The sequence below is a fragment of the Bacillus sanguinis genome (genome assembly GCF_018332475.1).
Taxonomy (GTDB): domain Bacteria; phylum Bacillota; class Bacilli; order Bacillales; family Bacillaceae_G; genus Bacillus_A; species Bacillus_A sanguinis.
In genome coordinates, this window is record NZ_BOQB01000122.1 from 36227 (window position 1) to 48758 (window position 12532).

The following is a 12532-nucleotide window of genomic DNA, read 5'->3' on the forward strand; positions in this document are numbered from 1 at the left end:
TTACGTTCTTCCTCTCCATTAAAACTTTCACATACATAGTGTAACACGCTCGTTACCCTTCGTATAACTCTTTATATTTTTTCATATGTGCCAATTGTTTATTTAAACCGTATTCTAACGGAGTATTTCTTTTTATCGAAATCACCTCTACAGCTTCATCTCTTTCTTCCTCATTCTCTTTATTTACTTTATCCTCTGCACGTAAAAGGTTCATACCTTTTTTCCATAATGATTTTTTGCCACTAAGTAAATTGTATATACCGAGATGCCCCTCGTTCATTCGATTTTCCCATAAGTATTCACATACATCTTCCACATACAGTAGATCCCTTCCGTTTTCCTCACTGGCATAATGGCACTCTTTCTCACCCAATTCCGATAAAATGAGCTGGTGATACATCATAAAAGATGGTTGCCACGGCCCATATAATGTAGGAACTCGAAATACACTATACTGCACCTCTCCTTTTTTCAATCCTTCTTCCACTTTCGAAAATAAACGTTTATTTTCGGATTCATCTGCGTTTCCTGCTTCAATAGAAGAAATTAGATTTAACTTCACTTTATGTTCTGCACACAATCTTATAATCCGCTTTAAATACTGTAATATGACCCGTTCATTCCGAAAGCCACTTTGTTGATTTGGCTCATACAGGCAAAAGTAAACCGTATCGAACTTCTCTGCTTCTACTGATTTCCATCCATCTTCATCTCTTATCGAATAATACGTAAATAACGCATTTCGCCCAATTAACAATAACTTCTCTTCATTAATTTTTGTCATATTATCGAATTCATCAAAATCAAGACCATACACTTCTACTTCCTCTGCAATCATTTTATTCACAAGGTGATAACCTACAAACGTAAGTGCACCTATAATTAGCACGCGCTCCATACCACCAACCCTTTCTCCTTGAAACAAATAGCTCCTCATTTATGTATATGGGAGCCTCACAATTCTTCTTCATATTTTTTAAAGAAATCAGTCGTTTGCCTAACCATTTTATATTTCACATCTTGCAGATGGAATAAGACTGAAGTATCACATTGATTGAACTGTCTCATTTTCTCGTATTTACGTAACAACTGTTTTCTTCCTCTTTTTTCTTGTGTTGATACGAAAACTTTAACAGGTACACAAGATGGAAGGAGCGTAAATGATTTCTTATTTATTTTGGATTCTAATTCTTCTTCTTTGGAGTCATACGCTAAACTTAATTCCTTCACGAGTCTTTTGTAAAAAAATTTATGCTCTTTCTCAAACTCCACATATTCTGGTAAATCTAAGCACGGATTTAACATAATGACAGAGCGTATACATTCAGGGTATTTGTTCATCATTTCAAGCGCTACAAGTGCCCCCATACCATCTGCCATAATGTGCATTTTCGCATTTAATGTCTCTTTTCTCAAAACAACGTCATATAAGCGTTTTGCTAGACGAACAGATTGGTCGTTTCCCCAATGTCTTCCGTATAAATTAGAAGAAAAGACCGTGTAGCCTTTCTCAATAAGGCCATGTAAAAAATAAGATCTACCTGCATGCTGTGTCCATAAACTTGTACCATTCTCAATAAAGTAGTTGTAATCACCAAGAAGCATGACAGAAAATCCATTTGGCTTCTCCGGTAAATAAATAACACATGGTTCTTTTTCTAAATAAAAAAAACGTTCCGTAATACTCATTTTTCCCCCGCCTTATTTTCTAAACGTATAAAAGTACTCTTTTATAATGTATGAACGGAATGCAAATTTGCGTTGAAAAATCTACAAATATTTTTCTATATTCTTTTTTCAATTGTGTTACAATAAGGACAGATTGAACGAATAGAGGTGTAAAATATGCGTTTCATTTGGGCATTAATTTGGTCGTTCGCGCTTGTACATATGATGAGCTACGTAATCGGCTCTATGACTGGCGGTACATACGATTTTAACCAAGCGTCTATTTTCTCAGTTGTTCTTGCGGTATTAGTACTAGCAATTTCAGCTGCAATTCCAAACGAGCCAGTAGAACAACACTAAAAAAAGAGTCCGGATTTTATCCGAACTCTTTTTTAACACGGATAAAAAATCCTTTATCATCCTTTAACGGTTAAATAACTAATATAAGGACAAAAAGCACTATTCACTTATTAAAAAAGACTATATCCAAATATAAAGGGGTAATGTTATGAATTTCAAAGATTATAAGATTTGCAATATTTACGGCCAACAAATGTGGCATGATCAAGCTATAATTATTGGTAACAAAAAAGGACTAGAACAATTAAGGGATATGATTGATGTAGCATTAACTGAAAATCAAAGTGAAGATGTTTTCTATCCAACCGATTTTGAAGGATACGAATTGAAAATTATTTGTCTAGAAGATGAAAAAACATTGGAGCACTTAGCTTTGCCCTACCACGATGAAAATTACTACACTAAAAACGATAATGAAGTTGCACCAGAGTCTATAAACAATAAAAAAAGCACTTAAGAGTGCTTTTTTAATATGCAACTGTTCTTGTATCCGGTTTATGACCACTAGGAATAAACTCTTTTAATGTTCTATGCATACCAGTATCCGGAGCTATATGAAAGTGCCAAATTGATTGCTTTGAACCTGGTTTCAATGGGATCGGCCCATGATCTACAGCAAAGACCCTACCAATCCTTTTTCCATTCGCTTTTTGAAATACAACAACTAAACTATTCAATTCATGATTTCTACCCTTTACATCCCATGCAACATCATAATTCTTACCAAGCTTTTGAATATGCGGTTTTAAATAAGATTTAGCAAAACTTACACCTTTTTTAGCTACTAATTTTAGTGCTTCACGCCCAACAATCATCGCAATTGGAACCACTAAAGGTAAAGCATATTGTACCTCAGGATTTAGCGGATTAGAAAGCTCATTTTGATATTCTTGTTGAATCGCCATATACTCATCTGTACTGAAGTACTCTTTAATAAATCTATCTTGTTCAAACTCAGATAAACCCTCGAATTCCTCTTCTGTATATGGAATTTTATCAATATACTCTTCAAGCTTCTTATCAACTTCTAATAATTTCGTTTCAAATTCTAAAGAGTTCTCTCCCACAAATTCATGTGCTAATTCATTCTTTACAACTCCTTCTTCCGTATGAGCGCTGGCGAAAGGTGTTAGAATGTTAAAAACTAAAAATACAGTACAGATAAAAAATAAAATTCTTTTCATTTTTTTAACTCCTTTGTTTTTTCTTTACAAAGGTGATTATACATGATAATTTTTGTAAAAAAATGAATAAACTTTCTTTTAAGGTAATTTTAAAATACATTATATTAATTAATATGATGTATTAACTTAGATGTCCTGACGCAAAAATAGGCTATGGAGAAAACCTCCTCCACAGCCTATTTTCATTTCACACGCACGACTAATTCGCTATTTTCTACATCAACAACTACGTGACTGTTATCAGTAATCGTTCCTGCAATTAATTCTCTCGCTAATTTCGTCTCAACTTGACGCTGTACATATCGTTTTAGTGGACGAGCTCCGTACATCGGATCAAATCCAGCTTCTACAACAAATTCTTTCGCTGCGTCTGTTAATTGTACTGTAATATGACGGTCAGCTAAACGACCTTGTAATTCTTTTACAATTTTATCAACAATACCTTTAATTTCATTCGTTGTAAGAGGTTTGAATAAAATAATTTCGTCGACGCGGTTTAAAAACTCTGGTCGGAAATGTCCTCTTAATTGCCCCATGACAAGTTCTCTTGATTCTTCTTTAATGGAGCCATCTTCTTCTAATCCATCTAATAAATGAGCAGATCCAATATTTGATGTCATAATAATAACTGTGTTTTTAAAGTCTACTGTACGTCCTTGCGAATCTGTAATGCGTCCGTCATCTAACATTTGTAATAAAATATTGAATACTTCTGGATGCGCTTTTTCGATTTCGTCTAATAAAATAACGGAATACGGTTTACGTCTTACTGCTTCTGTTAATTGACCGCCCTCTTCATATCCAACATATCCAGGAGGCGCACCAATTAAGCGTGACACAGCGTGTTTCTCCATATACTCAGACATATCGATACGAATCATTTGCTCTTCACTATCGAATAAAGACTGCGCTAACGTTTTTGCAAGTTCTGTTTTACCAACACCAGTCGGTCCTAAGAAGATGAAGGAACCAATTGGACGGTTCGGGTCTTTAATACCAGCGCGTGCACGAAGAACTGCGTCTGATACTAAGCTTACCGCTTCCTCTTGTCCGATGACACGCTCTGATAAAATTTGCTCTAAGCGTAGTAATTTCTCGCGTTCCCCTTCAACGAGTTTTACGACAGGAATACCAGTCCAGCGTGAAACAATATCAGCAATCTCTTCTTCACTTACTTCCTCACGTAATAAACGATTTTCTTGTTTATTATGCGCGCCCATTTCTTCTGCTTCTTTTAACTCTTTTTCAATTGCAGGAATTTTCCCATGGCGAAGTTCCGCTGCTTTATTTAAATCGTAATTCCCTTCTGCTTCTTCTAATTCACGGCGCAGACGCTCTAAATGTTCACGTAAGTCACGAACTTTGTGAATATCTTCTTTTTCTTTCTCCCATTTCGCTCTCATACCACTTGCAACTTCTTTTAAATCCGATAATTCACGTTGCAACGTTTTGAGGCGTTCTTGGCTACCAAAATCCTTCTCTTTTCCAAGAGCCGCTTCTTCAATTTCCAGCTGCATAATGCGGCGCGTTACTTCATCTAATTCTGTTGGCATAGAATCAATCTCTGTTCGAATCGTTGCACACGCTTCGTCAACAAGATCAATTGCCTTATCTGGTAAGAAACGATCCGAAATATATCGATCTGATAAAACAGATGCTGCTACAATCGCGCGGTCATGAATATTTACACCGTGATAAATTTCAAAACGCTCTTTTAAACCACGTAAAATGGAAATTGTATCTTCAACAGTTGGTTCTTCTGCTAATACTTGTTGGAAACGTCTTTCTAGCGCTGGATCTTTCTCAATATATTTACGATATTCATCGAGCGTCGTTGCCCCAATGCAATGCAGTTCACCACGCGCAAGCATCGGTTTCAACATATTTCCTGCGTCCATCGCACCTTCTGTTTTACCAGCGCCGACGATTGTGTGAAGTTCATCAATGAATAATAAAATGCGGCCTTCACTCTTTTTAATTTCATTTAATACAGCTTGCAGGCGCTCTTCAAACTCACCACGGAATTTCGCTCCAGCTACAAGCGCACTCATATCTAATGCAAAGATGGTTCTATCTTTTAACCCTTCTGGTACATCCTTTTTCACAATACGCTGTGCTAATCCTTCAACGATTGCTGTTTTACCAACACCTGGCTCACCAATTAAAACTGGGTTATTTTTCGTTTTACGTGAAAGAATGCGAATTACGCGGCGAATTTCACTATCGCGGCCGATAACAGGGTCAATTTTCCCCGCTCTTACTTCCGCCACTAAATCACGGCCATATTTTTCTAACGCTTCATAAGTTGCTTCTGGATTTTGACTAGTCACTCTTTGATTCCCCCGAACTGTCATTAAAGACTGTAATAAGTTATCTTTCGTAATATGAAATCTTGTAAGTAATTGATTTATATCGCCTTTTTCTTCAGAAAAAGCAAGTAGTACATGTTCAACTGAAATGTAGTCATCTTGCAATTTCTCTGCTTCTTTTTCTGCTCTTACAAGTAGTTGTTGCAGAGCACCTGTTATATATAATTTTCCTGCTTCTGCACCGCTTCCCGTTACAGAAGGCTTTTTCTTAATTAAACTTTCAGCGCCTTGTTTTAACGCTTCTATATCGACTTTCATTTTTTGAAAAATACGCACTGCTAACCCATCTTGCTCTTCTAATAATGTAAACAAGAGATGAACAGCATCTACTTCTTGATGATGATGAGATACCGCTAAAGATTGGGCACTCATAATCGCCTCTTGTGTTTTTGTTGTCATTTGATTTAAGTCCATCTTTACAGTCCTCCAAATGTTTGACTTTCTTTGACCTTTGATTTGATTATACGCCAACTGACTTTTTTATACAATAATTTTGCTTATGTATTTTCAAACTTATTATTGGAAAAAGAAAACAGGAACATTCATTATAGAAGGGGTAAATGAAATTACAATATGCAACGACAAAAAAGCCGCAATAATGATTGCGGCTTCTGTTACGGTTTTCTTTTATATGTCCACTGGCGATTATGATTCGTGTTATTTGGAAACTTGTCACCAGCAGTTAGCTTTACCATCTGCGGATCTTTCACCATACTTCCCGTTTCACCAATTTCTACGTAAATGCCATCATTCGGCGCTTTTTGTCCAGAACGAAACCTACGATTTTGTCCCATTTCCATTCTCCTTCCATGACGTCTTTGCCTCATTAGTATATCCATTTTAAAAGAAAGCTTTTCTGTCATGTTTAGGAAACAAGTACTACATTTCGTTCTTGTACATATACATGAATGACACAAGCTGAGGAAGTGATTTCTTTCCTATTTGTAGAAAAAAAAGAAACCAACCTACTATAGGCCAGTTTCAAAGGAGAGTCAAACATATACGAGAAGATTACATGTTCATTATAAGCCTCATCATGCAAGCGATGTAACCCTTTTCACAATTTGTCCATAATGAAAGAAACATTGTTTGAACTTTCTAAAAAGACGTTGACTTTTCTTAATTTCCAGCGAGAAATAGTAGACACCGCATCGCTTTGCGACGTAAGATGGATATATAGTGAAGTTTCCATCTTTGGTGGTCTCACCCAGCTTAACCTCTTATTTCTGCATATTAAAACGGAAATACAGATAGAAATAAAAATAAATTATTATAAGAGGTGAAATTATGAACAAACAACATTTAATCGCATTAGACTTAGACGGCACTTTATTAACAGACAACAAAATAATTTCCACTCGCACAAAACATACAATTGCAAAGGCAAAGGAACAAGGACATATTGTTGTTATTTCAACAGGACGTCCATTCCGCGCTAGTTTTGATTACTATAAAGAACTTGGTCTAAATACACCAATCGTAAACTTTAACGGCGCTTACGTACATCATCCTCTTGATTCAAAGTGGGGAACACATCACTCTCCTCTTGAGCTAGCAACAGCACAAGAAATTGTCCGAGCTTGTTTTGAGTTTGGCGTAAAAAATATATACGCTGAAGTAATGGACGATGTGTACGTTCGTGAAATTGATGAAGATAAAAAACATATTTTCGAATTCGGTTCTCCAAAGATCTTTACAGGAGACTTATTAAATATTTTAAACGATCATCCAACTTGTTTATTAATTGACGCACATGACGAGCATTCCAGTGCAATTCGTCAACATTTAACTGATATGCACGCTGAAGTAATCGACCATAGAAAATGGGGCGCACCTTGGCCGATTATTGAAATTGTAAAAAGCGGGTTAAATAAAGCTGTCGGATTACAAAAAATTTCTAGTCATTATAACATTCCACAAGAGCGAATTATCGCTTTCGGTGACGAGGATAACGACTTTGAAATGATTGAATTTGCTGGTCACGGCATCGCAATGGGAAATGCCATCCCTGAATTAAAATCACTCGCAAACCATACGACGTTAACGAATGAAGAAGATGGTATTGCGCTATATTTAGAAGAGGTTCTTGGGTTATAATCTAAAAATTCCCTGCTTATAGTTTCTCGCCAAACGCTCATACTATTATTAGACGCAAAAGTCAGCGCGTCGATTGTTTTCAGCTAAATAAAGGGGGTTTTTCGAATGGGTAAAAAGAACAAATCAAAACGTTTTATCCAACAAGGAGCCGATGCTGTAATGAAGCATGATGCAAGATTCCCGTACAGAGGTACATTAGCTGAGGCAGAAAAAGCGAGAAGTAACTCTTCTTTTGGAGGGGTTTAAATGGGGAACTTACTATTCCAACAAGCTAGAGATGCTGTTGCAAATGCCGTATCTTGTTCAAGCGGTGCTGAACAACAAGATCTCGTATATAGAGCAAAAAACGCTTTGCACTCTGCTTATGCAAACTCTTCAACAGCTGAAAAAGTTCAGCTACGTGAAATGCAGGAGCAGTTGCAAAACATTACGAATTTGCATTAAAAAAGAGGACCAGCTTTGGTCCTCTTTAATCTTTTCGAAATAACCCAAACACTCCGACCGTTTGCAGTACATTTGTAAATGCACCTGGGTCCACTTGTTTAATAACCCTCTCTAATTCATATAGTTCATAACGAGTAATAACAATCATTAACATTTCTTTATTTTCATTTGTATAAGCACCTGTTGCTGGGATAGTTGTAATCCCCCTCACTAGGCGTGAATGAATCGCCTTTCGTACATCTGCCCCATTCTTCGTAACGATTAATGCTGTAATTTTCACATGACGCGTATGAATCGCATCGATAATTCGCGTTGAAACATACAAAGTTACCAAAGTATATAATGCTTTTTCCCATCCATACACATAGCCAGCAGCGATAATGATAAGTGCATTAAAGAAGAAAAAATACGTACCGACCGGCTTGTCTTTCATCTTTGATAAAATCATGGCGATAATATCTAAACCACCTGTAGAAGCCCCCCACTTTAACGCAATCCCTACCCCAATTGCTGAAATAATACCACCAAAAATCGCATTCAATATGATGTCGTTCGAGACTGCCCTAACCGGGATAATTTCTAGAAACAAAGTCATAAATATAACACAAAGAAAACTAAAGAAAGTAAAAGCCTTTCCAACCTTTTTCCATGCTAAAATAACGACAGGAATATTAAACAGACTAAATAAGACCCCCGTTGATATGTGAATAGATAAAAAGTCACCTAATATTTGCGATAACAATTGAGACAACCCAGCAAAGCCACTCGCGTACACTTTCGCTGGCGTTAAAAATAAATTCATTCCAATCGCGTTTAACAAACCTGCGACGATTACAACGATTAACTTCTTTATAAGTTCGGTATAATTCAACTTCAAATCCATTTCTAATCCACCTTTATTATTCATGAATGCACCGCTATACATAGTCTTTACGAAAAAGGAAATGATAAACGTACAACGTTTAGAAATGGAGTTGATACATATGCCACATACGAGTGATAACGACAAAAAAGCACGCGATAATAATGCAAAGCGTACGCAAAAAAATGAACAAGAACAAAAAAATATTCAGCAAGGTAAGCGTGCCTATTCTAAAAAGACCGATCACCTTTGATTCTATCGTACATCAACAGTATTGTTGATGTACTTTTTTTACATTTTACAGGGAAAAAACATTAAAAATTCACTTCATGTTCACTTCTATATTCTACAATAGCGATAACATATTCGGATGAGGTGTTGGCATGAGAGGGAAACACATTTTCATTATTACTGCACTAATAAGTATATTAATGCTAGCTGCTTGCGGACAAAAAAATAACTCAGCTACAGTCGCTACAGCAACAGACTCAACCATTACGAAAAGCGACTTCGAAAAGCAGTTGAAAGATCGTTACGGAAAAGACATGCTATACGAAATGATGGCACAAGACGTTATCACGAAAAAATATAAAGTATCTGACGATGATGTAGATAAAGAAGTAGAAAAAGCGAAAAATCAATACGGAGACCAATTTAAAAACGTATTGAAAAACAATGGTTTAAAAGATGAAGCTGATTTCAAAAATCAAATTAAATTTAAACTTGCTATGAATGAAGCGATTAAGAAAAGCATTACAGAAAAAGACGTGAAAGACCACTATAAACCTGAAATTAAAGCGAGTCATATTTTAGTAAGCGATGAAAACGAAGCGAAAGAAATAAAGAAAAAATTAGATGCTGGTGCTTCATTTGAAGAATTAGCAAAACAAGAATCACAAGATCTACTATCAAAAGAAAAAGGCGGAGACCTTGGATACTTCAATTCAGGCAGAATGGTGCCTGAATTTGAAACAGCTGCTTATAAACTAAAAGTCGGACAAATTAGCAATCCCGTTAAATCACCAAACGGTTATCATATTATTAAATTAACTGATAAAAAAGATTTAAAGCCCTATGATGAAGTGAAAGACTCTATTCGCAAACACTTAGAAGAAGAACGTATCGCTGACCCTATATTCAGCAAAAAACTATTACAAGACGAATTAAAAAAAGCAAATATTAAAATAAACGATAGTGACTTGGAAGATACGTTTACTCTTGCGCATGAGCAAGGAAATTAAAAAGCACCGCCTTATTTTTTATGACAAAATAAGGCGGTGCTTTTTATTTCATTTACTTCTTAAAATACGTCCAACCTTCTTCTTGGTAAATCTTCTCTTCTTTCATCATTTTACCAAGCGCGCGCTTAAATGCAGCTTTACTCATGTTGAAGCGCTCTTTAATGTCTTCTGGGTGGCTCTTATCCCAAAACGGCATTGCTCCGCCTCGTTCTTCCATATATGCGTAAATAACAGCAGCATCATCTTCCATTCCTTCTTCTTTACGAGGAAGAAGTGAAATGTTAATTGTACCGTCATCTTTTACGTCAATAATACGGCCCGTTACACGTTCACCGATGCGGACTTGTTCTTTTCTTTCCGTATGGTGTAAGAAAGCACGGAAATGCTCATCAGTTAGTATGAATGAACCAACTTGAAGCGAACGATACACACGTCCATTTACGTTTTTATTACGCATAGATGGCGTCGCATCTACGATAATCTCTTGCATATCACTGTCTCTTGCCGGAAGAGCGATAAGGCGATCACGATTCGTTAATTTTAACGTACAATATAATTCGTCTCCAACTTCTGGCCATACTGGCATATAAATCGGGAACTCATCAGCTGGGATTAGTATATCTTTTGACACACCAATATCAACAAACACACCTAAACTAGGAATAACTTCTACAACTTTTACCCAGTTCCAATCAAAAGTTGTAATAAGTGGCTCCTTCATTGTTGCTGAAACACGATTTTGATGATCAAGGTATAAGAATACATCAATCGTATCGCCTTCTTCAATTTCTCCAACTAATTCGTTTTTATGTAGGAAAATTTCTTCTTCTTCATTCCCAACCATATATCCGATTTCCGTTTCGCGTAAAACAGTTACCTGTTCAATCGCTCCTAATTGTAAATACATATTTTTTAATTCCCTTCTCTATATAAAGTGAAACTTTAATCAGTGGGGGTTTTGTTCCTTCCCACTGATTGTCAACCCTCACCAATCGGGCGTTTACGGCAGTGGATCTCCCACTTAATTTCTTTGCTCTAACTGAATGCCCATTAATGCGGGATAAAATTATCTTTTTTATCATTCCAAACAAAAGTTAATTATAACACGATTTCCCCTTTATTTGTCCAACTGCCCAAAATTCACTATAATAAAATGAGGTTACATGATTATAAGTATGAAAACACTTAAGTCTAAGCTCGTTTTCAGCTATACTTTAGTATGTACAGTACATAAAAAGATTAGAAATTTATTTGGAGGTGCTAACTATGGCAAAAGATAGTTCTTTTGACATCGTTTCGAAAGTAGAATTACCTGAAGTAACAAACGCAATTAACATCGCATTAAAGGAAATCCAAAACCGATATGACTTTAAAGGAAGTAAAAGTGATATTAAATTAGAAAAAGAAGTTCTAGTTTTAACTTCTGACGATGAGTTCAAATTAGACCAAGTAAAAGACGTTCTAATTTCTAAACTTGTAAAACGTAACGTTCCAATTAAAAACTTGGATTACGGAAAAGTTGAAGCTGCAACTGGTAACACTGTTCGCCAACGTGCAACGCTTCAACAAGGTATCGATAAAGATAACGCGAAAAAAATTAACAACATCATTAAAGAAATGAAATTAAAAGTAAAAACACAAGTACAAGATGACCAAGTACGTGTTACAGCGAAAAGCCGTGATGACTTACAAGCAGTTATCGCAGCAGTTCGCAGTGCCGACTTACCGATTGACGTACAATTTATTAACTACCGCTAAAAAGAAAACATCCTCTGCACAGAGGATGTTTTTCTTTTTAGCGGTAGGGCAAGGTCTAAGCTTACAGGTTATCAGATAGTTAAAATAGGGATTGAATTATTGTAGATTTACTTTTATACATTAGATATATATTTTTATGCCTAAAGCAAGTCCTTTTAATAATCGACGCAAAAACCTCCCTCCCCCACTCAAATGTAACAAATTATGAGTATAAGAATATTTTCCACCCTTTCATGTAATGTAAAATTAGTAAGGAATTTATTTTATGAAAAAATGTTAATTTAAAAGAGTTAGAAGTGGTTATTTGAAGAAATTAATACTATGTTTTTTATTAACTACATTCTGTCTAAATATCGCAGGATGTTCTAATAATATAACTACACTAAAGGATAAATCTAATTGCATTCACAAAGCTTGGTACAAAAAAACTACGTTATGTACTAATTTAAAGAAACACTAAATAGTTGATGATAAAGCTCAAAAAAAAAAAAAAAAAAAAACAAAAAAACACTTTAAGTTGTATTCCTCTTACTTGAACCATCTTAATTT

Annotated in this window: 15 protein-coding genes; 8 read left to right on the top strand and 7 right to left on the bottom strand. The window is 35.7% G+C overall.

Annotated elements, in window-relative coordinates; genetic code table 11:
• Positions 1 to 52: 52 nt before the first annotated feature.
• Entirely contained in the window at positions 53 to 925 is an 873-nt protein-coding gene (locus KI369_RS14655) for an NAD-dependent epimerase/dehydratase family protein (RefSeq protein ID WP_212956453.1), read from the bottom strand.
• 29 nt (positions 926 to 954) lie between these two features.
• The gene (locus KI369_RS14660; protein WP_147807464.1) at positions 955 to 1689 is read right to left on the bottom strand and encodes a lipase family protein; all 735 of its coding nucleotides are present in this window, start codon (positions 1687 to 1689) and stop codon (positions 955 to 957) included.
• Positions 1690 to 1845: 156 nt separating this feature from the next.
• Between KI369_RS14660 and KI369_RS14665 the strand changes: the two genes are divergently transcribed.
• Both KI369_RS14665 and KI369_RS14670 read left to right on the top strand, forming a co-directional pair.
• Positions 1846 to 2028 carry a YjzD family protein gene (locus KI369_RS14665; protein ID WP_001211112.1) on the top strand — a complete coding sequence of 61 codons (183 nt, stop codon included), beginning with the start codon at positions 1846 to 1848 and terminating at the stop codon, positions 2026 to 2028.
• Positions 2029 to 2176: 148 nt separating this feature from the next.
• Positions 2177 to 2485 carry a hypothetical protein gene (locus tag KI369_RS14670; RefSeq protein ID WP_212956454.1) on the top strand — a complete coding sequence of 103 codons (309 nt, stop codon included), beginning with the start codon at positions 2177 to 2179 and terminating at the stop codon, positions 2483 to 2485.
• Between the two features lie 10 nt (positions 2486 to 2495).
• On the opposite strand, the gene KI369_RS14675 is transcribed toward KI369_RS14670, so the two are convergent.
• From KI369_RS14675 to KI369_RS14685, 3 genes are all read right to left on the bottom strand, one after another.
• Positions 2496 to 3212 carry a hypothetical protein gene (locus KI369_RS14675; RefSeq protein ID WP_212956455.1) on the bottom strand — a complete coding sequence of 239 codons (717 nt, stop codon included), beginning with the start codon at positions 3210 to 3212 and terminating at the stop codon, positions 2496 to 2498.
• A 182-nt stretch (positions 3213 to 3394) separates the two neighbouring features.
• A complete protein-coding gene (gene clpB, locus KI369_RS14680; protein WP_212956456.1) occupies positions 3395 to 5995 on the bottom strand; it encodes an ATP-dependent chaperone ClpB in 2601 nt (866 codons plus the stop codon).
• Between the two features lie 200 nt (positions 5996 to 6195).
• Positions 6196 to 6375, bottom strand: coding sequence for a YjzC family protein (locus KI369_RS14685; protein ID WP_212956457.1), 180 nt, complete (start codon positions 6373 to 6375; stop codon positions 6196 to 6198).
• A 493-nt stretch (positions 6376 to 6868) separates the two neighbouring features.
• Between KI369_RS14685 and KI369_RS14690 the strand changes: the two genes are divergently transcribed.
• From KI369_RS14690 to KI369_RS14700, 3 genes are all read left to right on the top strand, one after another.
• Positions 6869 to 7678: a Cof-type HAD-IIB family hydrolase gene (locus tag KI369_RS14690; RefSeq protein ID WP_212956458.1), complete on the top strand. Its 810-nt coding sequence runs from the start codon at positions 6869 to 6871 to the stop codon at positions 7676 to 7678.
• Between the two features lie 105 nt (positions 7679 to 7783).
• The gene (locus tag KI369_RS14695; RefSeq protein WP_000516816.1) at positions 7784 to 7924 is read left to right on the top strand and encodes a hypothetical protein; all 141 of its coding nucleotides are present in this window, start codon (positions 7784 to 7786) and stop codon (positions 7922 to 7924) included.
• On the top strand, positions 7925 to 8122 hold the full coding sequence (locus tag KI369_RS14700; protein ID WP_000527393.1) for a DUF3813 domain-containing protein: 198 nt from the start codon (positions 7925 to 7927) through the stop codon (positions 8120 to 8122). It abuts the gene before it with no gap.
• 25 nt (positions 8123 to 8147) lie between these two features.
• Here KI369_RS14700 and KI369_RS14705 read toward each other — a convergent pair whose 3' ends face one another.
• Positions 8148 to 9005, bottom strand: a complete 858-nt coding sequence (locus KI369_RS14705) for a YitT family protein (protein ID WP_212956459.1) — start codon at positions 9003 to 9005, stop codon at positions 8148 to 8150.
• A 100-nt stretch (positions 9006 to 9105) separates the two neighbouring features.
• On the opposite strand from KI369_RS14705, the gene KI369_RS14710 reads away from it, so the two are divergent.
• Positions 9106 to 9237 carry a DUF3941 domain-containing protein gene (locus KI369_RS14710; RefSeq protein ID WP_001120851.1) on the top strand — a complete coding sequence of 44 codons (132 nt, stop codon included), beginning with the start codon at positions 9106 to 9108 and terminating at the stop codon, positions 9235 to 9237.
• Between the two features lie 130 nt (positions 9238 to 9367).
• Entirely contained in the window at positions 9368 to 10225 is an 858-nt protein-coding gene (gene prsA, locus KI369_RS14715) for a peptidylprolyl isomerase PrsA (RefSeq protein WP_212956460.1), read from the top strand.
• 52 nt (positions 10226 to 10277) lie between these two features.
• On the opposite strand, the gene KI369_RS14720 is transcribed toward prsA, so the two are convergent.
• A complete protein-coding gene (locus tag KI369_RS14720) occupies positions 10278 to 11132 on the bottom strand; it encodes a CvfB family protein (RefSeq protein ID WP_212956461.1) in 855 nt (284 codons plus the stop codon).
• A gap of 359 nt (positions 11133 to 11491) precedes the next feature.
• On the opposite strand from KI369_RS14720, the gene KI369_RS14725 reads away from it, so the two are divergent.
• A complete protein-coding gene (locus KI369_RS14725; RefSeq protein WP_001040146.1) occupies positions 11492 to 11983 on the top strand; it encodes a YajQ family cyclic di-GMP-binding protein in 492 nt (163 codons plus the stop codon).
• Positions 11984 to 12532: the final 549 nt, after the last annotated feature.

Excerpts from the sequence above, each read along its gene's own strand:
- KI369_RS14695 (WP_000516816.1), top strand. The coding sequence starts at position 7,784 with ATGGGTAAAAAGAACAAATCAAAACGTTTTATCCAACAAGGAGCCGAT.
- KI369_RS14705 (WP_212956459.1), bottom strand. The coding sequence starts at position 9,005 with ATGGATTTGAAGTTGAATTATACCGAACTTATAAAGAAGTTAATCGTT.
- KI369_RS14690 (WP_212956458.1), top strand. The coding sequence starts at position 6,869 with ATGAACAAACAACATTTAATCGCATTAGACTTAGACGGCACTTTATTA.
- prsA (WP_212956460.1), top strand. The coding sequence starts at position 9,368 with ATGAGAGGGAAACACATTTTCATTATTACTGCACTAATAAGTATATTA.
- KI369_RS14675 (WP_212956455.1), bottom strand. The coding sequence starts at position 3,212 with ATGAAAAGAATTTTATTTTTTATCTGTACTGTATTTTTAGTTTTTAAC.
- KI369_RS14665 (WP_001211112.1), top strand. The coding sequence starts at position 1,846 with ATGCGTTTCATTTGGGCATTAATTTGGTCGTTCGCGCTTGTACATATG.
- KI369_RS14720 (WP_212956461.1), bottom strand. The coding sequence starts at position 11,132 with ATGTATTTACAATTAGGAGCGATTGAACAGGTAACTGTTTTACGCGAA.
- KI369_RS14660 (WP_147807464.1), bottom strand. The coding sequence starts at position 1,689 with ATGAGTATTACGGAACGTTTTTTTTATTTAGAAAAAGAACCATGTGTT.
- KI369_RS14700 (WP_000527393.1), top strand. The coding sequence starts at position 7,925 with ATGGGGAACTTACTATTCCAACAAGCTAGAGATGCTGTTGCAAATGCC.
- KI369_RS14685 (WP_212956457.1), bottom strand. The coding sequence starts at position 6,375 with ATGGGACAAAATCGTAGGTTTCGTTCTGGACAAAAAGCGCCGAATGAT.
- KI369_RS14710 (WP_001120851.1), top strand. The coding sequence starts at position 9,106 with ATGCCACATACGAGTGATAACGACAAAAAAGCACGCGATAATAATGCA.
- KI369_RS14725 (WP_001040146.1), top strand. The coding sequence starts at position 11,492 with ATGGCAAAAGATAGTTCTTTTGACATCGTTTCGAAAGTAGAATTACCT.
- KI369_RS14670 (WP_212956454.1), top strand. The coding sequence starts at position 2,177 with ATGAATTTCAAAGATTATAAGATTTGCAATATTTACGGCCAACAAATG.
- clpB (WP_212956456.1), bottom strand. The coding sequence starts at position 5,995 with ATGGACTTAAATCAAATGACAACAAAAACACAAGAGGCGATTATGAGT.